This window comes from Arthrobacter sp. ZGTC131, from assembly GCF_002929275.1.
In the GTDB taxonomy this organism is placed as follows: Bacteria; Actinomycetota; Actinomycetes; order Actinomycetales; family Micrococcaceae; genus Arthrobacter.
The window spans coordinates 18,105-42,540 of the sequence record NZ_PJIK01000002.1 but is presented as its reverse complement, the minus strand read 5'-3'; the positions used below and the strand labels follow the sequence as shown (position 1 = coordinate 42,540).

At 66.8% G+C, this 24,436-nt stretch carries 20 protein-coding genes; 16 read left to right on the top strand and 4 right to left on the bottom strand.

The window, feature by feature from the left end:
- Window positions 1-8: 8 nt before the first annotated feature.
- Window positions 9-1,316, bottom strand: coding sequence for a serine hydroxymethyltransferase (glyA, locus tag CXQ90_RS03290; RefSeq protein ID WP_104136967.1), 1,308 nt, complete (start codon window positions 1,314-1,316; stop codon window positions 9-11).
- 302 nt (window positions 1,317-1,618) lie between these two features.
- Between glyA and purU the strand changes: the two genes are divergently transcribed.
- The 3 genes from purU to CXQ90_RS03275 are packed head-to-tail and all read left to right on the top strand — an operon-like array spanning window position 1,619 to window position 3,445.
- Window positions 1,619-2,479, top strand: a complete 861-nt coding sequence (purU, locus tag CXQ90_RS03285) for a formyltetrahydrofolate deformylase (RefSeq protein ID WP_104136965.1) — start codon at window positions 1,619-1,621, stop codon at window positions 2,477-2,479.
- Between the two features lie 52 nt (window positions 2,480-2,531).
- Window positions 2,532-2,891 carry a class I SAM-dependent methyltransferase gene (locus CXQ90_RS03280; protein WP_104136964.1) on the top strand — a complete coding sequence of 120 codons (360 nt, stop codon included), beginning with the start codon at window positions 2,532-2,534 and terminating at the stop codon, window positions 2,889-2,891.
- 32 nt (window positions 2,892-2,923) lie between these two features.
- Window positions 2,924-3,445: a gamma carbonic anhydrase family protein gene (locus CXQ90_RS03275; protein ID WP_104136962.1), complete on the top strand. Its 522-nt coding sequence runs from the start codon at window positions 2,924-2,926 to the stop codon at window positions 3,443-3,445.
- Window positions 3,446-3,451: 6 nt separating this feature from the next.
- Here CXQ90_RS03275 and CXQ90_RS03270 read toward each other — a convergent pair whose 3' ends face one another.
- Window positions 3,452-5,182 (bottom strand): NAD(P)/FAD-dependent oxidoreductase, encoded by a 1,731-nt coding sequence (locus CXQ90_RS03270; RefSeq protein ID WP_181038406.1) that lies wholly within the window; start codon window positions 5,180-5,182, stop codon window positions 3,452-3,454.
- Window positions 5,179-6,723: an amino acid permease gene (locus tag CXQ90_RS03265; RefSeq protein ID WP_104136961.1), complete on the bottom strand. Its 1,545-nt coding sequence runs from the start codon at window positions 6,721-6,723 to the stop codon at window positions 5,179-5,181. Before CXQ90_RS03265 ends, CXQ90_RS03270 begins: the two co-directional genes overlap by 4 nt.
- A 100-nt stretch (window positions 6,724-6,823) precedes the next feature.
- Here CXQ90_RS03265 and alr point away from each other — a divergent pair, with 100 nt between their 5' ends.
- Window positions 6,824-8,038, top strand: a complete 1,215-nt coding sequence (gene alr / locus CXQ90_RS03260) for an alanine racemase (RefSeq protein WP_258064347.1) — start codon at window positions 6,824-6,826, stop codon at window positions 8,036-8,038.
- Entirely contained in the window at window positions 8,028-9,695 is a 1,668-nt protein-coding gene (locus CXQ90_RS03255) for a PucR family transcriptional regulator (protein ID WP_104136958.1), read from the top strand. Before alr ends, CXQ90_RS03255 begins: the two co-directional genes overlap by 11 nt.
- On the opposite strand, the gene CXQ90_RS03250 is transcribed toward CXQ90_RS03255, so the two are convergent.
- Window positions 9,644-10,477, bottom strand: a complete 834-nt coding sequence (locus CXQ90_RS03250; RefSeq protein ID WP_308470539.1) for a nitrilase-related carbon-nitrogen hydrolase — start codon at window positions 10,475-10,477, stop codon at window positions 9,644-9,646. The two genes, CXQ90_RS03255 and CXQ90_RS03250, sit on opposite strands and share 52 nt — an antisense overlap.
- Before the next feature lie 197 nt (window positions 10,478-10,674).
- Here CXQ90_RS03250 and CXQ90_RS03245 point away from each other — a divergent pair, with 197 nt between their 5' ends.
- The 11 genes from CXQ90_RS03245 to CXQ90_RS03195 all read left to right on the top strand — a co-directional run bounded on the left by CXQ90_RS03245 (window position 10,675) and on the right by CXQ90_RS03195 (window position 24,398).
- A complete protein-coding gene (locus tag CXQ90_RS03245) occupies window positions 10,675-11,865 on the top strand; it encodes an ROK family transcriptional regulator (protein ID WP_104136956.1) in 1,191 nt (396 codons plus the stop codon).
- A 130-nt stretch (window positions 11,866-11,995) separates the two neighbouring features.
- On the top strand, window positions 11,996-13,552 hold the full coding sequence (gene mmsA, locus CXQ90_RS03240) for a multiple monosaccharide ABC transporter ATP-binding protein (protein WP_104136955.1): 1,557 nt from the start codon (window positions 11,996-11,998) through the stop codon (window positions 13,550-13,552).
- Between the two features lie 44 nt (window positions 13,553-13,596).
- Window positions 13,597-14,874, top strand: a complete 1,278-nt coding sequence (gene mmsB / locus CXQ90_RS03235; protein WP_104136953.1) for a multiple monosaccharide ABC transporter permease — start codon at window positions 13,597-13,599, stop codon at window positions 14,872-14,874.
- Between the two features lie 53 nt (window positions 14,875-14,927).
- Window positions 14,928-16,028, top strand: coding sequence for a sugar-binding protein (locus CXQ90_RS03230; protein ID WP_104136951.1), 1,101 nt, complete (start codon window positions 14,928-14,930; stop codon window positions 16,026-16,028).
- A gap of 224 nt (window positions 16,029-16,252) precedes the next feature.
- Complete coding sequence (locus tag CXQ90_RS03225; protein WP_104136950.1) at window positions 16,253-17,698, top strand: ABC transporter permease; 1,446 nt, start codon at window positions 16,253-16,255, stop codon at window positions 17,696-17,698.
- Window positions 17,699-17,700: 2 nt separating this feature from the next.
- Window positions 17,701-18,408: an ABC transporter ATP-binding protein gene (locus CXQ90_RS03220; protein WP_104136948.1), complete on the top strand. Its 708-nt coding sequence runs from the start codon at window positions 17,701-17,703 to the stop codon at window positions 18,406-18,408.
- 239 nt (window positions 18,409-18,647) lie between these two features.
- Complete coding sequence (locus CXQ90_RS03215) at window positions 18,648-19,718, top strand: Gfo/Idh/MocA family protein (RefSeq protein WP_104136947.1); 1,071 nt, start codon at window positions 18,648-18,650, stop codon at window positions 19,716-19,718.
- Between the two features lie 405 nt (window positions 19,719-20,123).
- Window positions 20,124-20,948 carry a hypothetical protein gene (locus CXQ90_RS03210; protein ID WP_146068844.1) on the top strand — a complete coding sequence of 275 codons (825 nt, stop codon included), beginning with the start codon at window positions 20,124-20,126 and terminating at the stop codon, window positions 20,946-20,948.
- Between the two features lie 88 nt (window positions 20,949-21,036).
- Complete coding sequence (locus tag CXQ90_RS22020; RefSeq protein WP_146068843.1) at window positions 21,037-22,473, top strand: hypothetical protein; 1,437 nt, start codon at window positions 21,037-21,039, stop codon at window positions 22,471-22,473.
- Between the two features lie 219 nt (window positions 22,474-22,692).
- Window positions 22,693-23,889 (top strand): serine/threonine-protein kinase, encoded by a 1,197-nt coding sequence (locus tag CXQ90_RS03200; RefSeq protein WP_104136944.1) that lies wholly within the window; start codon window positions 22,693-22,695, stop codon window positions 23,887-23,889.
- Window positions 23,886-24,398 (top strand): hypothetical protein, encoded by a 513-nt coding sequence (locus CXQ90_RS03195; protein ID WP_258064346.1) that lies wholly within the window; start codon window positions 23,886-23,888, stop codon window positions 24,396-24,398. The genes CXQ90_RS03200 and CXQ90_RS03195 overlap by 4 nt, the downstream gene beginning before the upstream one ends.
- Window positions 24,399-24,436: the final 38 nt, after the last annotated feature.

Genomic DNA, 24,436 nt, shown 5'->3' with positions numbered 1-24,436 from the left:
GGACGGGTTCACCACTGCTCGTGCTGCGGGTACAGGGGGAAGTCGGCGGCGAGCTTGTCCACGCGGGCCTGCAGGGCCTCCACGTCGGTGCCGGAGCCGGCCTTCAGGGCGGTGGCGATGATCTCGGCAACCTCGGTGAATTCCTTGGCACCGAAGCCACGGGTGGCCAGGGCCGGGGTGCCGATGCGCAGGCCGGAGGTGACCATCGGCGGGCGGGGGTCGAACGGGACGGCGTTGCGGTTGACGGTGATGCCCACGGAGTGCAGGAGGTCTTCGGCCTGCTGGCCGTCCAGCTGCGAGTTGCGCAGGTCCACCAGGACCAGGTGCACGTCGGTGCCGCCGGTGAGGACGGACACGCCGGCCTCAGCGACGTCGGACTGGTTGAGGCGGTCGGCAATGATCTTGGCGCCTTCGAGGACGCGCTCCTGGCGCTCCTTGAACTCCGCGGTGCCGGCGATCTTGAAGGCCACGGCCTTCGCGGCGATGACGTGCATGAGCGGGCCGCCCTGCTGTCCCGGGAAGACGTTGGAGTTGAGCTTCTTGGCCCACTCCTGCTTGGCCAGGATTACGCCGGAGCGGGGGCCGGCGAGGGTCTTGTGCACCGTGGAGGTGACGACGTCGGAGTGCGGCACCGGGCTCGGGTGCAGGCCTGCTGCCACGAGGCCGGCGAAGTGCGCCATGTCCGTCCAGAGGAGGGCGCCCACTTCATCGGCGATGGAGCGGAAGGCGGCGAAGTCGAGGTGGCGCGGGTAGGCGGACCAGCCGGCAATGATCACCTGCGGCTTTTCGGCGATGGCCTGTTCGCGCAGCTTGTCCATGTCGATGCGGAAGTCGTGCTGCTCAACCTGGTAGGCAGCCACGTTGTAGAGCTTGCCGGAGAAGTTGAGCTTCATGCCGTGGGTGAGGTGGCCGCCGTGCGCGAGGGACAGGCCCAGGATCTTGTCACCGGGGGTGATCATGGCGGAGAGTGCGGCGGCGTTGGCCTGCGCGCCGGAGTGCGGCTGGACGTTGGCGTATTCCGCGTCGAACAGGGCCTTCACGCGGTCGATTGCGAGCTGCTCGGCGATGTCGACGTACTCGCAGCCGCCGTAGTAGCGGCGGCCCGGGTAGCCCTCGGCGTACTTGTTGGTCAGGACCGAGCCCTGGGCTTCCATCACGGCGCGCGGCGCGAAGTTTTCGGAGGCAATCATTTCCAGGGTGCCGCGCTGGCGGCCGAGCTCCTGGTCCAGGACGGCGGCGATCTCGGGATCGAGCTCAGCCAGCGGCTGGTTGCTGACGGTGGAGGAAGTGCTGACGGAAGTCGGTGATGTAGTCACGAGGAACTCCTGGCTAGGGATGGGCGCTGCTAAGGTCAGGCTACCGGCTGGGGGCGTCGCTCCGCCCCTTGATGACAAGTCCAAAGGACCGGTCACGGACACTAGTCCGCAAGGGCGCTGCAGCGCACCGGGAAACGCGCACTTCGGGAAGCTGCGTTCTGCCGGCAAAACATGACCCTCGGCCCAGGCGTACGATCCGTGGTCTTCGTGAATGCCGCTCCCTGGTGGTTAGCCACCCAACGCCAGTTGCGACCTCCTCAGACTACCAAATACCGGGCGTCCACGCGGGTAGGCTGTTCTTCGTGATTGATGACCAGCTCGCCAAAGCGTACGTAGTAACCCTGTCCTGCCCCGACCGCCCCGGGATCGTCCACGCCGTGGCCGGCGCCCTGCTGGTGGCCGGCTGCAATATTACGGACTCACAGCAGTACGGCAGCCAGTCCACCGGCACGTTCTTCATGCGCGTGGAAGCCACCACCGCCGCTTCCCGGGCTGAAGTCCAGGCCGCCCTGGAACCGGTGGCCGATGCCTTCGGCATGCAGTGGACCCTGCACCCGGTAGGCCAGAAGGTCCGCACGCTCCTGATGGCCAGCAAATCCGCCCACTGCCTGAACGACCTCCTATTCCTGCAGCGCTCCGGCACGCTGCCCATCGAGGTCCCCGCGATCGTCTCCAACCACCGTGACCTCGCCGGATTGGCCGAGTTCTACGGCATTCCGTTCCACTACATCCCGGTAACTGCCGACACGAAGGTGCAGGCCGAGGACGAGTTGCGGAAGATCATCGCTGAGGAAGGCATCGAACTGACCGTGTTGGCGCGGTACATGCAGATCATCTCCGACGAGCTGTGCACCGAACTGACCGGCAAGGCGATTAACATCCACCATTCCTTCCTCCCGTCCTTTAAAGGCGCCAAGCCCTACCACCAGGCCCACGCCCGCGGAGTGAAGCTGATCGGCGCCACGGCACACTACGTCACCGCAGCGCTGGACGAAGGCCCCATCATCGAGCAGGAAGTGATCCGGGTGGACCACGCGCGCACCCCGGAGCAGTTTGTCCAGATGGGCCGCGACGTGGAAGGCCGCACGCTCGCCCAGGCCGTGCAGTGGCACGCCGAGCACCGGGTGCTGCTGGACGGCAACCGGACCGTCGTCTTCAACTGAGCCGTCTCTAGCCTTCCAACCCGGCCTGTTTTAACTGAGACTGGTTAACACCATGGCCTTGCTCACGGAGACCTCGCTGGAACCTTTCATCGCGCTGCTCAAGGCGCAGGGCCGCCGCGCGGTGCTGGAAGTGTGCTGCGGCCCGGGCGACGACGGAATCAGGTTCGTCCGGGCGGGCATCCATTACACAGGCGTGGATCCGTTTGACGGGAACGTCCGCTACGCCGTTTCCCGCCGGCTGAGCGTTTCGGTGGCCGACCCCGCACGGCTGCCGTTCGCGGACAAGGTCTTTCCGGCGGTGTGGGCGGTGCAGGCTCTGGCCGGACTCACCGCAGCGGAGGCGGACGACGTCGTGCGTGAACTCGAGCGAGTGGCGGCGCCAGGCGCGCCGATCGCCGTCGTCCTCCCCTGACGCCCGGGGTGGAGGTGTCCTAGGCTGGGGGAATGGCTCCCATCTACTCCTTCGCCGGCGACACCCCGGACATCCATCCTTCAGTTTTCGTGGCGCCGACGGCGTCCGTCATCGGCTGTGCCACGCTCGCCGAGGACGCGAGCGCCTTTTACGGTGTCTCCGTGCGGGCGGACACGGCCGCGATCAGCGTCGGCGCAGGCAGCAACCTGCAGGACAACGTGGTGCTGCATGCCGACCCGGGCTTCCCGTGCAGCGTCGGGGCGAGGGTCAGCGTCGGGCACAGCGCCGTCGTCCACGGCTGCACCGTTGAGGATGACTGCCTCATCGGCATGAGCGCCACCATCCTCAACGGCGCGGTGATCGGCGCAGGCTCGCTCGTGGCGGCGGGCGCTGTGGTCCTCGAAGGCACGGTGGTTCCGCCGCGCTCCCTCGTGGCCGGGGTCCCCGCCAAGGTGCGCCGGGAACTCACCGATGAGGAATTCGACGGCGTGAAGCGCAACGCGGCGCGCTACCGCGAGCTCGCGCAGGCGCACCGCGAGGTCCACGCAGACTAACTTCGGCTAGTCCAGGCTGATAGGTCCCAGCGCGTCGAGCAGGTCGCCGGGGCCGGGGTTTCCGGCGGCGGACGATCCGCCGAGGTGGTTCACCACGCCCCACACCGCATTCAAGCCCGTGGTCACGGCACCCTCGGCCCAGCCGGCGGTGAAGGAGACATCGTCGCCGGCGAGGAAGATCCCGCGCTGGCTTTCCGGCAGGCGGTCCTGCTTGAAGTGGGTGAAGAGGCGCTGCTGGTAGCGGTAGTGCCCGGGCAGGTTTGCCTTGAAGGCGCCCATGAAGTTGGGGTCCGCCTCCCAGGAGACCGTGATGGGCTGGCCCACGATGTGACTGGCGATGTCCACACCGGGGTAGATCTGCTCGAGTGAGTGCAGCATGAGCTCCACCCGCTGGTCGGCGTCGAGGGACAGCCACTTCAGCGCGTCATCGTTCCACGTGTAGGACAGCAGGATCACGGCGGGCTGGTCCGGGCCGTTATCCAGGAGGTAGGTGGCGCGGTTGAGCCGGTCGGTCAGCGTCATGGACAGCACCTCGCGGCCGGTTTCCGGGTCGATGTCCTTCCAGAACGGCCGGTCCACCATGACGAACGTCTTCGAGGACTGCATGTAGTGCGAGCGCTCGATCGCCGTCCAGAGCTCCGCGGGGAACAGCGCCTCCTCCGTGTGGATTCGCGTGGACAGCAGCCACGACTGGCAGGTGGTGACCACTGCCGGGTAGGACGATTCGCGGCCCCACCGCTCACGGAGGCGGAGGTCTCCGTTGGCGTCCCGGCTGATCCGGTCCACTGCACCCCGCGGGGAGCCGGAGTGCAGTGACGCCAGCGACGTTCCTTCCGGCCAGTGGGCCATGCCCGACGGCGCGTGGTGCCACAGTGCCTCCGGGAGCCGTTGCGCTCCGCCGGCGATGAGTCGGTGCTGGTCATCGGCGTCGGTATATACGACGCGCAGGATCTCGAGGATGGAGTTGGGGAAGTCCGTATCCCAGCCGCCGGTGCCGAAGCCCACCTGGCCGAACGCCTCGCGGTGGGCAAAGCCCGCCTCCTTGAACGACTCGCTGCCGGCGATGAAGCCGTAGAACGTCTGCTCGTCCAGCAGCGGCAGGAGCTCATTCCAGAGTTCCTTGATCCGGGCGGTGTCCCGCGCCCGGATGGCGTCCTGCATCTCGCTGAACCGGGCGCCGTCGTTCACGGCGGCTTTCCAGGCGTCGGCCACTTCGCGGAAGAACGGCGGAAGGTCGGCGGAGGTGGTTGCGTAGTGCTTCTGCCCGGCGAGCTCGATCACGGTGCTGGAGGTTGCGGGCGCCAGCGGGTTGGGGAACTCCTGGGTGTCGAGTCCCAGCAGGTCCACGTAGTGGTAGAACGCCTTGCCGGATACCGGGAAACGCATGCCGCCCAGGTCTGCCACCACGCCGGGGGCCGACGGGAAGCTGGCCGTGCGCAGGCGGCCGCCGATCTGGTCGGCCTCGTAGACGACGGGCCGCAGCCCGAGCCTCATCAGCTCGTAGGCGGTGACCAGTCCGGACAGCCCAGCGCCCACCACCGCGACTTCTGTTCCGTACAGTTCCGGCGGAAGGGAACCCAGCCCGTCCGGGTGGGAGAGGTAATGGTCATAGCTGAACGGGAAGTCCGGATTCAGCATGGTGATGGGGGCAAGGTCCTGCCTGGCGGCCGCCTCCCGTGACGGTCCGGTGGAGGTGCTGGACGGATCGAAGGCCGGCAGTTCGGTAGCGATGGTCATGAAAGGTCTGCCTTTGAGGGTTCGGGGATTGAGGGAGTGCTGGAAAGTTCACGGCTGGATAGTTCACGGTATTCCTCCTGGCTGAGCGCGGCCACCCTGGAATGGCGGCGGCCGTAGCCGAAGTAGGCGGCGAGTCCCACGAGCATCCAGATCCCGAAGGTCACCCAGGTGTCGGCACCGAGGTTGACCATGAGGTACGCACACATCAGCGCGCCCAGGATCGGGGTCAGCGGGAACAGCGGCACCCGGAAGGTCCGCGTGAGCTCAGGCCGGGTGCGGCGCAGGTAGATGACGGCCACGTTCACCAGGGCGAAAGCAAAGAGTGTGCCGATGCTCGTTGCATCGGCCAGGGCGCCCAGGGGAACCAGGCCGGCCGTCAGCGCCACAAGGACGCCGACAATCAGGGTGCCGGCAACGGGCGTGCCGGTCCTCTTGGAGACGCGGCCGAAGACCTTGGGAATGAGTCCGTCGCGGGCCATGGAGAGAAGGATGCGGGTCTGCCCGTACAGGACGGTCAGCACGATGCTGGCGATGGCAAGGACTGCACCGACGGCGAAGACCAGGGCGATCCAGGGCTGCCCGGTGGTTTCCTCGAGAATCTTGACGAGGGCTGCCTCGTTGCCGTCGAACCATCCCCAGGGACGGGCACCAACAGCGGCGACGGCTACCAGGACGTAGATGGTGGTGACGATCAGCATGGAGAGCATGATGGCCCGGGGCAGGTCCCGCTTGGGGTTGCGGGCTTCCTCGCCCGCGGTGGAGGCGGCATCGAAGCCGATGTAAGAGAAGAAGACGCTGGAGGCGGCGGCGGAAACGCCGGCAGCGCCCATGGGCAGGAGGGGCTCGAAGTTGCCCGCGTTGAAGGCAGTGAAGGCCACGGCGCAGAAGAAGATCAGGATTCCCACCTTCACCACCACGATGGCGGTGTTGACCCAGGCGCTTTCCTTGGCACCGCGCACCAGCAGGATCATGGCCAGCACCACAATGACCATGGCCGGGATGTTCATGATGCCGCCGCCGTCACCGGGCGGCTGGGAGATGGAGTCCGGCAGGACCTGGCCGAACACCGCGAGCGTCTCGTTGACGTACTGTCCGGCCCCGACGGCGACGGCCGCCACCGAGACGGCGTACTCCAGCACGAGGCACCAGCCGCAGATCCAGGCCATGCCCTCACCCAGGGTGGCGTAGCTGTAGGAATAGCTGGAGCCCGCCACCGGCACCAGGCCGGCCATCTCGGCGTAGGACACGGCGGAGAGCAGGGCCGCGAAGCCGGCAATGGCGAAGGAGATCCAGATGGCGGGCCCGGCCAGCGGAACCGATTCGCCAAGGATCACCAGGATGCCGGTTCCCAGGGTGGCGCCCACGCTGATCATCGTCAGCTGCAGGACGCCGAAGCTGCGGACCAGGCGGGTTCCGCCGTGGCCCGTTTCGGCTTCATTGACCATCTGTCCGATCGGCTTGCGGCGCAGCAGCTGCGCGGCCAGGCCGGGCCGGCCGGCCGGCGCTGCCGGCCGCTGTTCTGTGTACGTGGGCACAGTCATCGTTGACGTCCGTTCGTGAGTAGTTGCGATTCCCCTCATCTCAGACTAGGCGTGTGAGCCACCTCTCACGGTTGTGCAAAATGCCCTATAGTGTTCTGGCATGAGACGTAATGCACAACAGGCAGGCACCCCGAACATGGTGCTTTCCGGCCAGGTCAGCGTTGATCTGTCCGCGATTTCCGACAATGTCCGGGCCCTCCGGGCACTCACCTCCGCAGCGCATTTCATGGCGGTGGTGAAGGGCAACGCCTACGGCCACGGGCTCGTGGACGTGGCACAGGCAGCCCTTGCGGCCGGCGCCGACTGGCTCGGGACGGCCCAGCTCACCGAGGCCCTCGCCTTGCGCCGCGCCGGCATCACAGCCCCGGTTCTTTCATGGCTGTACCTCGCCTCGGCGTCCAGCGACATCATCCGCGAAGCGGTAGACAACGACGTCGACATGTCGCTCGGCAGCACCGCCCAGCTGGATGTGGTGGCGGGCATCGCCCGGTCGCTGGGACGGCCGGCCGCTGTCCACCTCGAATTGGACAGCGGCCTGAGCCGGGGCGGCGCACGGGCCGAGGACTGGCCGGACCTCGTGGCCGCCGCACGCGCCGCCGAGGTTGCCGGAACGCTTTCGGTAAGAGGCGTCTGGACGCATCTGGCCTGGGCCGATGTTCCCGCCCACCCTGGCAACGCCGCGGCCGTGGCGGTTTTTGAGGAAGCCGTCCGCCAGGCCCGGCGGGCCGGACTGGACCCGCAGCTGAGGCATGTTTCCAGTTCCGCCAACATCCTGGACCGCCCAGAATTTGCGTTCGACATGGTCCGGGCGGGCCTGGCCATCTACGGACTGGCCCCGGCTGACCACCTTGACCCGGCGGATTACGGGCTTCGCCCGGCCCTGACCGTGACGGCGCCCGTGGTGCTGGTGAAGAAAGTCCCGGCGGGCACCGGGGTGAGCTACGAGCACCAGGCCATCACCCACGAGGCACGTTTCCTGGGGCTGATCCCGCTCGGCTACGCGGACGGCATTCCGAAGGGCATTTCCGGCAGGAGCATCGTCCGGATCGGGGGCAGGCGGGTTCCCGTGATCGGCAAGGTGTGCATGGACCAGTTCATGGTGGACCTGCGAGCGGACTCGGGCGGCGTCTGCGTGGGCGACGCAGCTGTGCTGTTTGGCGATCCGGGCACCGGTGCGGCCAGCGCGGACGAATGGGGCGCCGCGATCGGCAGCCACGGCGACGAAATCATCAACAGGATTGCCCCGCGCCTCCCCCGGGCCTACGAGTGCCCGGATTACGAGGATCCCCGGGACGGTGTGCCGCATGTCGGCTGAGGCCACAACCGGCGCCGAGCGCCTGAGCGTCGTCACCCTGGAACAGTTCCTGGCGAAGTTGCCGCCGGAGTTGAAGGTGATTCACGACGGCGGCAACGGTTCCGGCCTGTTGCGCTGGGTAGAGCCCAGCGAGCTGGAGGACCCCACCCCCTACCTGCTCGACGGCGAGTTCCTCCTGACGGCCGGGCTGCCATTCGTGGGCGAGGCCGGCGACGCGGACCGGGTTGACGCCTACGTGCGGCGGCTCGTCCAGGCCCGGGTGGGGGCACTAGGATTCGGGCTCGACCCGTACTTCGACGCCGTGCCGGACACCCTGGTGGAGGCCTGCGTCAGGCACAACCTGACCCTCGTGGAGGTGCCCAACACGGTTCCGTTCGCGGCGATCGGGCTCGAGTTCTCCCAGCTCCTGGAGTCGGACAACGCCAAATTGTTCCGGCACCTGGCCGACACCAACAGGCAGCTGATGCGTGCCGTGCTGTCCGCCCGGCCCGAGCACGAACTCCTGGCAGCGCTGACCCAACGGGTGCCTGTGTGGGCGGTGCTGGTGGGCGCGGACGGACGGGTCCGCGCCCGGGCGGGCTCCGGCGTCGAGCTTCCCGTGCTCCAGCCGATCCTGGACCGCCTTCTGGGCGGGAGCGGGCCCCGGGTGGAGATGGACTCCTTCGACGTCGCGGGGTCCGCGCTAGTCTTCGGGCATCCGCTGCGCAGCACCCGCGACGCCAACCTTGGGGCCCTGGTCCTGGGTACCGACGCGCCGCTGACTCCGGCGCAGAACAGCGTGGTGTCATCCGCCGTCGGCCTCTTGGAACTCCTGGTCCGGCAGCGGACCAGCGGTTCCCTGGCGCCAAGCCAGCTGGCCACGGCGCTGCTGCTGCACCCGGACAGCGTGGCCAGCGGCGGAACGCGGCACATCAACGGGCTCCGGGACCTGCTGGCCCAGAGCACCTCGTCCACCCGCTCGGCCCCGCTTCGGGTGGTCCAGGGCGTCAAGGCGGACCAGGCGATGTGGCCGGCCGGCGACAGCCCGGTGCGCGAACTGCTGCAGTGGCGGCGGCTGTTCGACACCAAGCTCGTGGAAATCACCGACTACGGGTTCGCGGCGATCACCAGGCTGAAAGTGGATGACGCGTTGCTGGCCGAGATAGAAAAGCTCGGCTGGCGCCTGGTGATCGGCGATGCCACCGAGCTGGCCGGCCTGAGCGGCGCCTACCAGCGCGTGACGTCACTGCGCTCCCGGGTCCAGAGCACCGGTAAGAGTGCGCGGGTGGGCGAAGTCAGCTGGACTGTGACGGGGCTGCTGGGGCGCGAGGCCGGCACCATGCTGGCGGGCCGGCTCCTGGAGCCGCTGCTCAGCCAGGACGCCGACCGCCGCCGCGCCCAGCTCTCGGTGCTGAAGTCCTGGCTGGGCGAAAACGGTAACTGGGACGCCACCGCCAAGGTGCTCGGGCTGCACCGCAACAGCGTCCGGCGCCAGGTCAACGCGGTGGCGGAGCTGTTGGACATGGACCTCAACGAGGCACAGGTGCGGGCGGAACTGTGGATTGCGCTGCAGTATGCGGATGAGCTGCCGCCGGCCGGCCCTTCCGGCACCGCCCATTCGCCGGCTCAGCCCCCGGCGGAGCCGTCCCCGGCCAGGCCGTCTTCCCAGGACCGGTAAACAGCGGGGCGCCGGTCCTCGAGGTAGGGCACAACCGCCCTCGCGTTCCGGGCAGCGTCCGCGCAGACCTCGGCGAACAGCAGCTCCGGACCGGTGCCCGCCGCCGCCAGCAGCGACCCGTCCGGCGCGGCGATGACGCTTCCGCCCAGGAACTCGCAGCCGTCCTCCGCGCCCGAATGGTTGGCGTAGGCCACGGTCAGCTGGCTCTCCAGCGCCCGGGCGCGCAACAGGACCTGGGGAACGGCGTCGAATCCGTGCGCCAGCGCGGTGGGAGCCAGAAGCAGCTCGGCGCCGCGGGCGGCGGCTGCGCGCACAACCTCGGGAAATTCCACGTCATAGCAAATGGCCAGCGATGCCCTGATACCGGCCAGATCGACGACGGCGGGGGCTGCTTCTGCGGGGCTGAACGCGTTGCGCTCCTCCGGCCCGAACAAATGCACCTTCGCGTAGGTGAGTAGTTCATCCCCCCGATCGCCGAGTAGCGTGGCGGTGATCTGCCACTGCCCTCCGGGCGTGACCGCCGGCAGGCTGTAGACCAGCGCGATCCGGTGACGGGCGGCGATCTCCGCCAACATGCTGCGGATGGCCGGAAGAACGGCCGGATTCAGCTCCGTGCGGATCCGCAGCGGCGCATACCCCACGGGAAAGAGTTCGGGAGTCAGCAGCACGCCGGCTCCGGCTTCCGCGGCTTTCCGGGCAGCCTCGTCAATGGCCCGGCAGTTCCGTTCGATATCCAAAACAGCGGCGTTTGCCTGCAACAGCGCCAGGAGCACCTTGATCACCTCGAATCTTCGTGAACGCCCGCCCAACACCGGGCCGTCCCCTCAGCGTATCCGCGGGGCCCGCCACGCGCGCCGGTCTATTTGCACCTGAAGGCCCGGCCAGCGGGACAGATCGTCCAGAGAGCCCAAAACCGCGGCGACGCAAGCGTTGCGTTAACTTCTTGACTACAAAGAGCCAATAGGGCAATCTTCATAGCATGCCCTCAACATCGCGCTCAACGAGGAGCCGAACCAAAAACCCCGGATCGCAGTCCGCGCTTAGGCACCTCAACCAGCAGCGGATCATCGAATGCCTCCTCAACGGCCCGTCCACCCAAGCGGAGCTCGCCCGGCAAACCGGCTTGTCCACCGCGACGGTGTCCAACATCGTCAAAATCATGCAGGACTCCGGCCTGGCGTCCACTGAACCGATCACCAGTTCGGGGCGGCGGGCGCTCAACGTCCGCCTTAACAGCAACGGCGCCGTGGCCGTGGGAATCGACTTCGGCCGCAGGCACCTCCGCGTGGTGCTCGCCTCGCTCAGCTACCACATCATCGCCGAGGAATCCGTCCTGCTTCCCCTCGGGCACCATGCCGACCAAGGCATCGAGGCCGCCGTCACGCTGCTGGCCAAACTGCTCGCCGACAGCGGCGTGGAGCGCAGCGCCGTGGTGGGTGCCGGCGTCGGAATTCCCGGGCCCATCGACCGCCGGACGGGCACCGTGGCGCAGGGCGCCATCCTCCCCGAATGGGTGGGCATCAACATCCTGCAGCACCTCGAAAACACGCTGCAATTCCCGGTATTCATTGACAACGACGCCAATCTGGGAGCGCTGTCCGAGGTCACGTGGGGCCCGCACAGCGGCGTCAGCAACCTGATGTTCCTCAAGATCGGTTCGGGCATCGGCGCCGGCCTGATCCTCAACGGCGCCCCGTACTACGGCAGCGTGGGGATCACCGGCGAAATCGGCCACGCCACCATCCATGAGCACGGCCTGATCTGCCGCTGCGGCAACCGGGGCTGCCTCGAGACCATCGCCTCCACCACCACCATGATCGAGCTGCTGAGCCGGGGCGAGGAACGGCCGCTGGCACCCGCGGACATCGTCCGCAAAGCGCTGGCAAGGGACGCCGCGACCCTACGTGTCGTGGATGACGCCGGCCTGGCGGTGGGCCGGGCGCTGGGCAATGTGGCCAACCTGATCAACCCGGAAGTGATTGTGGTGGGAGGACCGCTTGCCGGTCTGGGCGAGCTTCTGCTGGACCCCGTCCGGCGGGGCCTTGTGCGGCATGCAGTTCCCGTCATCGGGGAAACCACCACCCTGACAATGTCCTCTTTGGGCGACCGCGCCGAGGCCTTGGGCGCCGCAGCCCTGGTCTTCCAACATGCCGGAATCCGGCGCTCGTAAGCTTTTTGTTATCTGCCTGTTGCGTTAAAGACTTGACGACAAGGGCTGTGATCCAGTTTACTTTTTCATCAGACGGCCCTGCGGATTGCAGGGCAGACAACGAAGTCACGCATTGGAGGCGTAAGGGCAAATGACGTCCCTCGACACGCAAGGCGATCCGGTAATCCTCGAGATGCGTTCCATCACCAAGGAATTCCCCGGCGTTAAAGCATTGGCCGATGTGAGCCTCAGGGTGAAGGCCGGCGAGATCCACGCGATCTGCGGGGAGAACGGCGCGGGAAAGTCCACCCTGATGAAGGTGCTCTCCGGTGTCTATCCGTACGGCACCTACACGGGCGACATCGTGTACCAGGCCGAGGTCCAGCAGTTCAAGGACATCCGGGCCAGCGAGCATGCGGGCATCGTGATCATCCACCAGGAACTGGCGCTGATCCCGGAACTGTCCATTACCGAGAACATCTTCCTGGGCAACGAACCCGTCAAGCGGGGCGTGATCGACTGGGCCGAGGCCCGCACACGGACCCGCGAGCTGCTCGCCCGCGTGGGACTGCGGGAGAACCCGGATACCCCCGTGAAGGAAATCGGCGTCGGCAAGCAGCAGCTCGTGGAAATCGCCAAGGCCTTGAGCAAGTCCGTGAAACTGCTGATCCTGGACGAGCCCACCGCGGCGCTGAATGAGTCCGACTCCCAGCACCTGCTGGACCTGATGCTGGGGCTGAAGGGCCGCGGCATCACGTCCATCATCATTTCTCACAAGCTCAACGAGATCGAGCAGATCGCGGATTCCATCACCATCATCCGCGACGGCAAGGCGATTGAGACCCTCGACGTGAAGGCCGACGGCGTTGACGAGGACCGCATCATCAAGGGCATGGTCGGGCGCACGCTGGAGTCCCGCTTCCCGGCCCACGTGCCGAAGATCGGCGAGGTGCTGTTCGAGGTCAAGAACTGGACCGTCGGGCATCCGCAGGTGCAGGACCGCCTGGTCTGCAAAGGCTCCAACTTCTTCGTCCGCCGCGGCGAGATCGTGGGCTTCGCCGGACTCATGGGAGCCGGTCGCACCGAACTGGCACGCTCCGTGTTCGGCCGTTCCTACGGCCGCTTCATCACCGGCAGCATCTACAAGAACGGCAAGGAACTCCAGCTCAAGAGCGTCAAGCAGGCCATCGACGCCGGCCTCGGCTACGTCACCGAGGACCGGAAGTCCCTGGGCCTGAACCTCCTGGATGACATCAAGACCACCACCGTTTCGGCGGCGCTGCACAAGATCAGCAGGCACTTCGTGGTGGATGCCAATAAGGAATTCACCGTGGCCGAGCAGTACCGCAAATCGCTGCGCACCAAGACGCCCTCCGTGGAGGAAGGCGTGGCCAAGCTCTCCGGCGGCAATCAGCAGAAGGTGGTTCTGGCCAAGTGGATGTTCACCGACCCTGACCTGCTGATCCTGGACGAACCCACCCGCGGCATCGACGTCGGCGCCAAGTACGAGATCTACGGCATCATCCAGCAGCTGGCCAACCAGGGCAAGGCAGTCATCGTCATCTCCTCCGAACTCCCTGAGCTGCTCGGCCTTTCCGACCGCATCTACACCATCTTCGAAGGCGCCATCACGGGCGTCGTGGACAAAGACGAAGCCAGCCAGGAAAGCCTCATGAAACTTATGACTTCCGCACGAAAAACCGCCTGACCCTCTGGAATCCTCCAGAACCTTCCAGAACAAGGACTGACACAATGAACGCGCTCAAGAAGCTCTTTGGCGGCAACACCCGCCAATTCGGCATGATCTTCGCCCTGGTTGCACTGATCGTCTTCTTCCAAATTGCCACCGAGGGCCGCACCCTCACCCCCGGCAACGTCATCAACCTCTTCAACGGCAACTCCTACATCCTGATCCTGGCCATCGGCATGGTGCTGGTCATCATCGCCGGGCACATCGACCTCTCGGTCGGTTCCGTGGCGGCGTTCGTCGGCGTGACGGTGGCGCTGGCCATCAGGGACTGGGGCATCCCCTGGTGGGCGGGCATCCTGCTCGGACTTGGGCTCGGAGCCCTGATCGGCGTCTGGCAAGGGTTCTGGACGGCGTACGTGGGAATCCCTGCGTTCATCGTGACGCTCGCCGGCATGCTGCTGTTCCGCGGTTTCAACCAGTTCGTCGGCAAGTCCAACACCATCCCCGTCCCCGCGGACTTCCAGTACATCGGCTCCGGCTACCTTCCCGAAGTCGGCCCGAACACCGGCTTTAACAACCTCACACTGCTGCTCGGCCTGCTCGGCGTCGCCTTCGTGGTCTTCAGCGAACTCCGCGCCCGCCGCACCGCCAAGGCGCTCGGCGCCGAGGTTCCCGAGGGCTGGGTGGTCGTCACCAAGCTGGTGCTGATCTGCGGCGCCATCCTCTACGCCACCTACCTGTTCGCCACGGGCCGCCCCGGAACGTCCTTCCCGATCCCCGGCCTGATCCTGGCCGTCCTGGTCCTCATCTACGGCTTCATCTCCTCCAAAACCGTCGTGGGCCGCCACGTCTATGCAGTAGGCGGAAACCGCCACGCCGCAGAGCTCTCCGGCGTCCAGTCCAAGAAGGTCAACTTCCTGGTCATGATGAACATGGCCATCCTTTCCGGCCTGGCCGGCATGATCTTCGTCGGCCGTTCCACGGCCTCTGGCCCGTTCGACGGCGTCGGCTGGGAACTGGACGCCATCGCGGCCGTGTTCATCGGCGGCGCCGCCGTGACCGGCGGCGTGGGCACCGTGATCGGCTCGATCGTCGGCGGCCTGGTGATGGCCGTGCTGAACAACGGCCTGCAGCTGCTCGGCGTCGGCGCCGACCTCACCCAGATCATCAAGGGCCTGGTCCTGCTGATCGCCGTGGCATTCGACGTCTACAACAAGTCCCAGGGCAAGAGGTCCATCATCGGCATGCTGACCCAGAGCTTCAACCGCCCCAGCGGAGGCACACCGCTCCAGCCGGACGAAGTCACCTCGACCAAAGAAACCATCTCCCGGGAATCCTGAGCACGCACCTCCCCCGGATGCATTTCCCACCCCTATAGAAAGTGAACCAAGCAATGCGAATGATTGGTAAAGCAGGAAAGGCGGCAGCAATCGCCGCCATTGCGGCACTGGCGCTGACAGCCTGCGGCCGTACCGACCCCGGTACAACGGGCGGTGGCACCGCGGGCGGCGAGGCATTCCCCAAGGACTCCTCGATCGGCGTCGCACTCCCCCAGAAGACCAGCGAAAACTGGGTTCTGGCGGAGAAGCTGTTCAACGACGGCCTCAAGGAGGCCGGCTTCAAGCCGGACGTTCAGTTCGCCAACGGCGGCGTCTCGGAGCAGCAGAACCAGATCAGCGCCATGATCACCAAGGGCGCCAAGGTCATCATTGTGGGTGCCATCGACGGCGCCCAGCTCGGCACCCAGCTCAAGCAGGCCAAGGACAACGGCGCGACCATCATCGCCTACGACCGGCTGCTGCTGAACACCAACGACGTCGACTACTACGTGGCCTACGACAACTTCAAGGTGGGCGAGCTTCAGGGCCAGGCCCTGCTGGAAGGCTTGAAGGCCAAAAAGCCGTCCGGGCCGTACAACATTGAACTGTTCGCAGGCTCCCCCGATGACGCCAACGCGAAGGTCTTCTTCGACGGCGCCATGAGCGTCCTGAAGCCGAAGATCGACGACGGCACGCTCAAGGTGCTCTCCGGCCAGACTTCCTTCGAACAGGCCGTCACCCAGGCCTGGAAGTCTGAAAACGCCCAGCGCCGCGCTGACACGCTGCTGAGCGGCTCCTACGGCAGCGCCCCGCTGGATGGCGTTCTTTCCCCGAACGACCTCCTGGCCCGCGCCATCCTGACCTCCGTCAAGGCCGCCGGCAAGCCGACGCCAGTCATCACCGGCCAGGACTCGGAAGTTCAATCGGTGAAGTCCATCATGGCGGGCGAGCAGTACTCCACCATCAACAAGGACACCCGCAAGCTGGTTGAGCACGCGATCACCATGGTCAAGGACGTCCAGGCCGGCAAGATGCCCGAGATCAACGACGACAAGTCCTACAACAACAAGGTCAAGACCGTTCCGGCCTTCTTGCTGGAGCCGGTCATCGTGACCAAGGAAAACGTCAAGACGGCTTACGTGGACGATCCGGTACTCGGACCGATCACCAAGTAACGTCCCGGACGCTAACATCCAAGATCCCCGGCTCCCCCGCGAGGGAGGGCCGGGGATCTTGGCGTCTGGAGTCCGCTTCTCGCGGCCCGTTTGACGGGCCGTTTCTCCGGAGCGGGGCCCTTCACAGCGCAAACATAGCTTTGGCCGGTTTCCCACACAGCAGCGGGGACCAGTGTGGGATCAGAAGCCGGCCAATCCGCCGGCGCGTGATCCCAAGGAGTGCAGTGAGCGTCCTCGCCCGAAGTGTAGGCAATGCCTTTAGAAACAAGGTCAGAACGGCGGCCGTGGTGGCTGTGCTGGCCGTAGCGATCGGGCTGGCCCTGGCTATGCTCGTGGCCAATCAGGCCGTGGATGCAAAAGTCCAGGAGCTGAACGCTTCGGTGGGGACCGTGCTGACGGTCAACCCGGCCGGCGGCCAGGGATTCGAAGGCGGCGGCGAGCCGCTGACCGCCGAGCAGGCGGCCACCGCCGCCGACGTACCCAACGTGACCGCCGTCGTAGGAACGAAGGCCCTGCGCCTCCGCAACGCCGCCGAAGCGGCTGCCCAGGCGGCCGCCGGCCAGGCAGGTGGACCGGGAGGCCAGGGCGGTCCTGGCGGGCAGCCCACCACGACGCTCACCACCAGCCTCACGGCCGCCGTCGACGCCGGAACCCTCGGCAACCGCAACCAGGCCAGCGAAGGAACCACCGGGACAACCGGAACCACGCAACCGGCACGGTCCCTGCCGATCACGGCCACCGGCATCGGCGCCGAAGTGGACAGCACCGGAAAGGCCCTCGAACTGACGGAAGGCACCGGCCTCGGCGACTACACCGCGGATTCCACCAGGGCCCTGCTCGGCACCACGCTCGCCGAAAAGAACAACCTCAAGGTGGGCGCCACGTTCACCATCAACAACAAGACCTTCACGGTGGCCGGCCTGTTTGACGCCGGCACGACGTTCGGCAACAACGCCTTGTACGTCACGCTTCCGGCGGCCCAGACGCTGGCCGGGCTGCCCGGGGAACTCTCCACCATGATCGTCACAGTCAACAGCATGGAGAACGTCGACTCCACCAAAACCGCGCTGCAGTCAGCCCTCGGCACCGACAAGGCCGATGTCACCCAGGGCCAGCGCAACCTCGAAACCGCGGTCAGCTCGCTGGACAGCGTCAAGAACATCTCCCTGGTTGCCTTCATCGCGGCGTTGGGCACGGCCGGACTCATCATCCTGCTGATCATGGTCATGCTGGTCCGCGAGCGCCGCCGCGAAATCGGCGTGCTGAAGGCCATCGGCGCACCCAACCGGACCATCGGTCTGCAGTTCGTTCTCGAGGCGCTGGTCCTGGTGGCGCTCGGCAGCGTCGTGGGTGCCGCCATCGCATCGTTCGCCAGCGGCGGCGTCGCCTCCGCGCTGGTCAGTTCCAGCACGAGCACGACGACGGCCACCACCGGCCAGCGTGGCCCCGGGTTCGCGGGCGCTGCCGGCGGCTTTCCGGGCGGCGTTCCGGGCCAGGGCGGCCCCCTCGGCGGCGCCTCGCAGCTGCTCACGTCCGTCACGGCGAGTGCGTCCCCCGGCGTCATCGCCGCGGGCATCGCCGCAGTGTTCGGCGTCGCCATCATCGGCGCGCTGGTTCCGGCCCTGCTGACCGCCCGCATCCGACCCATCGAAGTCCTCCGAGGAGAATAGCCATGATTGAAGTCAAGAACCTCGTCCGCGCCTTCAAGTCCGGCGACCGAACCATCAAACCCGTCAACGACGTCAGCTTCGAGCTGGAGCAGGGCACGCTGGCGTCCATCGTGGGCAAAAGCGGCAGCGGCAAAAGCACCCTGTTGTCCCTCCTGGGCGCGCTGGACAAACCCACCAGCGGAGACATCGTCGTCAACGGCGTCAGCCTCGCCGGCATGCCGGACGGCAAGCTGACGGAATACCGGCGCCGGGACATCGGCTTCGTGTCCCAGCAGTTCAACCTGATCCCCAACTTGTCCGGACTGGACAACGTGATGCTTCCCATGGAGTTCGCCGGCGTCCGCAAGGCAGCACGGTCCCAGCGGGCGCGCGAATTGCTCGAGCAGGTGCAGCTCGACCCGGACAAGCACGTGCGGCGCATCAACCGGCTCTCGGGCGGCGAGCAGCAGCGGGTCGCCATTGCCCGGGCGCTGGCCAATGAACCCAAGCTGATCCTGGCCGATGAGCCCACGGGCAACCTGGACGAACAGACCGGCGAGCACATCATCGAGCTGCTCAATTCGCTCAGCCGGGACCACAACACCACCATCCTGGTGGTCACGCACGACCGCTCCCTGGCCAACAAGACGGACCGCAGGTTCAGGCTGCAGCAGGGCAAACTGACCGAGGAGCCCGCCCGCAACCGGGCTGCGGTCCCGGCAGCGGTATGATCCGCGGGGCGGCGTAAGTGAGTTCGCGGCGGGCGGTGCGGGAGGTCCAACTTCCCCGCACCGCCGGCCGCAATCCCCAACGCTCTCCCACCTCCCACCGCCAAACCCCCAACGCTCTCCCACTTCCCACCGGCAAACCCCCAACGCTCTCCCACTTCCCACCGGCAAACCCCCAACGCTCTCCCACTTCCCACCGGCAAACCCCCAATTCTCTCCCACCAGGATGAGAGGATGGCGTCATGACGTCACCTATCGCGAAGCCGTGGCTGTTCAGCCAGAGCAATCAGGATCCCCAAGCCGCCACCGGAAACCCGCTGAAGTGGGGATTCATCGCCACCGGGCGCATCGCCTCGCTCGTTTCACGGGACCTTGCGCTGCTTGCCGACGCCGAGCTTTACGCCGTCAGCTCGCGCAGGCAGCACACCGCTGACACCTTCGCCGCCGAGTACGGCTTCACCACGGCGTACGGGACCGACGGCGGACAGGAAGGTTACGAGCGACTCCTCGCCGACGATTCGGTGGACGTCGTCTACGTGGCCACGCCGCACGCCCAGCACCATCAGATGGTGCTGGCCGCCCTGAACGCCGGAAAGCATGTCCTCTGCGAGAAGGCCTTCACCATCAATGCCCGGGAGGCGGCGGACCTTGTTGCCGTGGCCCGCGAAAAGAACCTATTCCTGATGGAAGCCATGTGGAGTCGCTTTCTCCCCAGCATGCAGCGGGCATTCGAGATCGCCGGTTCCGGCGAACTCGGAACCGTGCAGTGGGTCACCGCCGATCTGGGATTCCCCGCCCCGTACTCCCCCACCGCCAGGCTCTGGGCGGTCAAGGACGGCGGCGGGGCACTCCTCGATCTGACCGTCTACCCGCTGCTGTGGGCGCTGGGCACCTTAGGCTTCCCGCAGGCGGTCAGTGCCATGGGCACCGTTAATGACGACGGCGTCGACGCCCAGAATGCGCTGACTTTCGGCTACCACGACGGAGCACAGGCGCAGCTCACCTCGTCCTTACTGGCCTACGGACCGCGAGCCGCCACCGTCGCCGGGAGCCTGGGCTATCTGCAGACGCTGGGGTCCATCAACAACCCCAAACAGCTCGTGATCGGGGTCGGCCGGGAGGCTCCCCGAACCGAGCACTTCGAGGTTGCCGGCCAGGGCTACGCCTACGAGCTTCGCGAGGTAACGAGGTGCATCCAGCAGGGCTTGACGGAGAGCCCGGTCATGCCTCTGGAAGACTCTCTCAACACCATGCGGCTGTTCGACGGCGTGCGCGCGCAGCTCGGCGTCAGCTACCCGAACGATGCCCACTGAGGGCCGCCAGCGGCTTCTCAAACGGCTTTATCGAATCGAAAGATTTATTCCTCTGGCTCTGGACTCTCACTTTGCGGCGGGCTTAGGCTGTAGAGTATCGTCGACTTATTCGGTGACTTGGGGGTGTTGAGCATGGCCAATGCTGGGTTGTCCTGGTCTGTGCTCCGCCCACTGCGTCCGGTCTTGCTGGCTGGGGCCGCCGCCATGGCGTGGATGGCCTTTTCAGCACCTGCCGCCGAGGCTGACAATCATCATGAACAGCCTTCCTTACTTGGCGGCATCACCTCGACGGTGTCTTCCGCCAGCAACGGCGTGGGCAAGGCCGTTGGCAACGCGGCCAGCGGAGCACCCGCTGCTCATGCTCCGAAACGTTTTGCCGCCGCTCCGCATCCGGCAAGCCTTCCTATGACGGAGCGCATCACCGATGCACCCGGCGCTATTTCTTCCGTGCCCGTGCCGACGCCTGTCACAGCCGTAGCTGGGACGGTCTGGGTGCCCGTCGTCGCTGAGGTCACCAAACCGGTAGACACGGCCGTCGGCGCGTTGCCGGTGGCGGACATTCTTCCCGTGGACACTGTGGCCGCCGTGACTGACCCGGTGGTTACCGTGGCTGAAACCGCGGTTGCGGACATCGCGGAAAACGTTGCTGTGCCCGTGACCGACACTCTGCCAGTTGACCTGCCCGTCGAGCCGATTACAGACCTTACGGCCGGTACACCGGCTCTGAGTACGCCGGTTGTCACGCCAATCACCGACGTTGTCGTCGATGGCGTTCAGGAAGTTGCGGATCGGGTTCCGGCGGTACTGCCTGCCCATGGGAATGCCCCGGTCGCCAGAACTGGTGACACGAGTGTCGGCGGCACAAGTGCTGGCACGGCATACTTCCCGGCAGTTTCCCTGGTGGCGGCCACGAGTGCCAGCGGAGCGCCCTCGACTAATCCTGCCGGTTCGGGTTCTTCAGGCTCCGGTGAAAGTCCGGGGTCTTCCCCTGCCCTACCTGCCGGCGGAGGATCGCCGGCAGGAGGACGCACGCACCTTCCAGAAGCCCTCCTTCCGGCTTCGCCCTCGGGTTCCGGCAGCGGACAGTCCTCGGGCGGCCCGGCGGCCTCCGCCGCCTGGCTGTCCAGCCCTTTTGAGTACCTCCCGATGACCGGCAACGTTCCGGTGAGCGGACCCCTTCAGCACATCCCTTCGCCGGTGGCCATCGACCCCGGCTCTTCTCCTGACTAGTTGGGCCTTCTCTGCCTCTCTTTGTGCAGAAAGACGGCCAATCGGGCTGCCTTGAGCGCCTGACAACAACTCTTCAGGAGACATCAAAATGCAACAGAATCTTCGCAGGGGCCTACTGGGCACCCTGTTTGCGGGCGGGCTGCTGGCCCTAGGCGCAACCGCCGCAAACGCGGACACATCCATCACCGGCGCGGTCACAGTCGCGCCTGAATCCGCCACGGCGGACCTCACTGCTTCGGCGTCGTTGGGCCTGCTGGGTGGCTCAACGCCGTCGAATACTGCCCTAACCGGCGCTGATGCGGCCGCCCTTGTCGACGTCAACCTCGGCAACACCACCGGCACCACCACGGCACCGGTCACCAACGCGGCCGCCCTCGTCGACGTCAACCTCGGCAACACCACCGGCACCACCACGGCACCGGCAGCCAACGCGGCCGCCCTGGTCGACGTCAACCTCGGCAACACCGCGGGCGCAGGCACCATCGCACCGGCCACCAACGCCGCCGCCGCTGTGGACGTCAACCTCGGCAACACCGCAGGAACCGGCACCACCACGGCACCGGCCACCAACGCGGCCGCCCTCGTCGACGTCAACCTCGGCAACACCGCAGGAACCGGCACCATCGCACCGGCCACCAACGCCGCCGCCGCTGTGGACGTCAACCTCGGCAACACCACCCGTACAACCGCCGACGCCCTCGTCGACGTCCACCTCGGCAACACCACCGGCACAGGCACCATCGCACCGGCCACCAACGCCGCCGCCACTGTGGACGTCAACCTCGGCAACACCGCAGGAACCGGCACCACCGCCGACGCCCTTGTCGACATCAACCTCGGCAACGGCACCACCACGACACCGGCAACCGATGCCTCCGCCGTCGTTGACGTCAACCTCGGAGGTTCGGGTCTGCTGGATGATGCAGGCACGGCCGCCGAAGGTGCAATCGATCTGGGGCTCGGCACCGGCACGGATTCTTCCGTCAATCTCGGCATCGACCTGGGAATCGGTCTCGGCGCAGGGTCCGTAGTTACGCCTCCTGCAACGGATCCCGGTAACGGGACAGGATCGGGGACGGATCCCGGTGACGGAACCACCGACGGAAGCGGCACCACGGACGGCACCGGCACCACAGACGGCACCGACGAAACGGGCACCGGTGGAACGGGCACCGGTGGAACGGGCACCGGTGGAACGGGCACAGGTGGAACCGGCACCACGGACGGAACAGGCACCGGTGGAACCGGCACCACGGACGGAACCGGCACCACCGACGGGACCAGCACGGGCACTGACGGCGCCGGAACCGGCACCAATGCAGCCCCGGGGGCAGCCTCGGGAATCGCCATTCTGCCCGCAGGTTCGGTAACAACCGGTGCCTCGGCCTCGGCTGTCACCTCGGCCCAGACGGCCGCAAGCAAGCAGTCGCTCGCCAACACGGGTGCGAACGCTGATCTGCTGCCCCTCGCACTGGTCCTCCTCGCCGCCGGCATGCTGCTGGTTCTCCGGAGGAAGAAGGCGTAGCCGCACCGAAATAGCCCAGGTTTCGTGCCCGGGCGAACACAGGACCGCAGCCGACGGTCCGGCTCCGACTGGTCTTTAGACGCTCCGGAGCCGGGCCGCCGGCACGGCCATGTTCCCCGCGACTCCTCGTCCGAATCGTCTTGGGAACCGCCCTGCGGTCCCCGGACTTGCGTCAGCGTATTACCCTTAACCGGAGCCACTGCGGATAAGGACGGCATAGTGTTGGAAGATTCGCCCGGCGGGGTGACAGTTGAAGTACTGGGCGGGCGTTACAGGCTCGGAGACGTCATTGGCCGCGGAGGCATGTCCTCGGTCTACTCGGCCCGGGATGAGAACCTCGGCAGGGATGTCGCCCTGAAGCTGTTCGCACCACAGGCGGCGGACGCCGACGAACTCAAGCGGCAAGAAGCCGAGATTGAGCTGCTTGCCACGCTCAACCACCCGAGCCTGGTGACGCTGTTCGACGCCGGCGTCGACACACGCATCCCGGACCAGCCAAGGCCGTTCCTCACCATGGAACTCGTGGAGGGGCAGGACCTGCGCGGCCGCCTGAGGCATAGCCGCGTCCCTCTCGACGAGCTTGCGGTGATCGGTGCCGGAATAGCAGACGCCCTCGCCTACGTCCACGGGCTGGGGATCATCCACCGCGACATCAAGCCAGCCAACATCCTCCTCGTCCAGGTGCGTCCCGGGGAACCCCTCCGCCCCAAGCTGACCGACTTCGGCATCGCCCGCATCGTCGACGCCACCCGGCTCACGGCAACCGGGACCATGGTGGGCACCGCGGCGTACCTAAGCCCCGAACAGGCCATGGGCTCGCCGCTCTCACCGGCCACGGACATCTACTCGCTTGGCCTCGTGCTGCTGGAATGCCTCAAGGGAAAAGTCGAATACCCCGGCGGCGCTGTGGAATCGGCAGTGGCCCGGCTGCACCGCGCGCCGGAAATTCCCGAGGACCTCCCTGCGGAATGGGCGCATCTCCTGGCCGCCATGACGGCCATCGAACCGGCGGACAGGCCGACAGCGGCCGAGCTTGAGATAGCCCTTCGCCAGGCCCTGGTTTCACCGGAGTCAGCTCCGGGGGAACTGGTGGAGGAACCGACGAGGGTCCTTCCCGCCCCGCCGTCGCGGCCGCCGTCGTCCATGCTTCCTGCCGGTTATGACGCGACCCAACAGCCGCCCGATGACTCCGCCGCCGCAAACATGGCTGGCCGCTCGCGTCCCGCCGGCGCGCGGTGGCGCAACCCGCGCGTTCTACTGGCCTCTGTCCTTGCTGGAGCAGCGCTGCTCGGCGGAGTGGCCGCGGTGACCGCCGCCGTGTCGTCGCCAACAACGCCCGACGTCGTCACGTACCCCACCGTGACGGGCACGCTGGGCGACCACCTCGTGGAGCTGCAAAAAAGCGTGGAGCCGTGATTCCGCGCCCCGGCCTTCAGCGGCGTCCGGCACCCGGGGTCCGCGTGTCAGCCACTCTGGCGGGCTGCCTCCTCGCCGTGGGGCTCGCCGGCTGCGCGGGGCCGGCCCGGGATCTGGAAGGCAACGCCGCGGCCCAGCTCCAGCAGCGCGTTCTCGCCGTCACCACCGCTGCCGGCAGTGACCCCGCCGCGGCCCTCAAGTCGCTGGACGGACTGTCTTCGGAGCTCGACGCCGCCGCCGCCGACGGCCAGGTTTCCTTCCGGCGGCACCAGAGCATCACCGTAGCCATCGACGCCGTGCGTGCCGACCTCACGGCAGCGGCTGCGGCCAAGAAGGCGGCCGCTGCGAAGCCGGCAACGCCAACCCCCACCCCGACCACACCGCAGGCTGTTGCCCCGGAACCGGCACCGGCCCCGGCACCCGGGAACTCCGGAGAGGACAGTTCCGGGGATGACAAATCCGGGTCCGGCGGCGAGAACGGCAAGGGCTCAGGCAAAGGCAAGGACTAGTCTCCACAGTGCAAGGAAAAGGGAAGCGCGACGGCGGC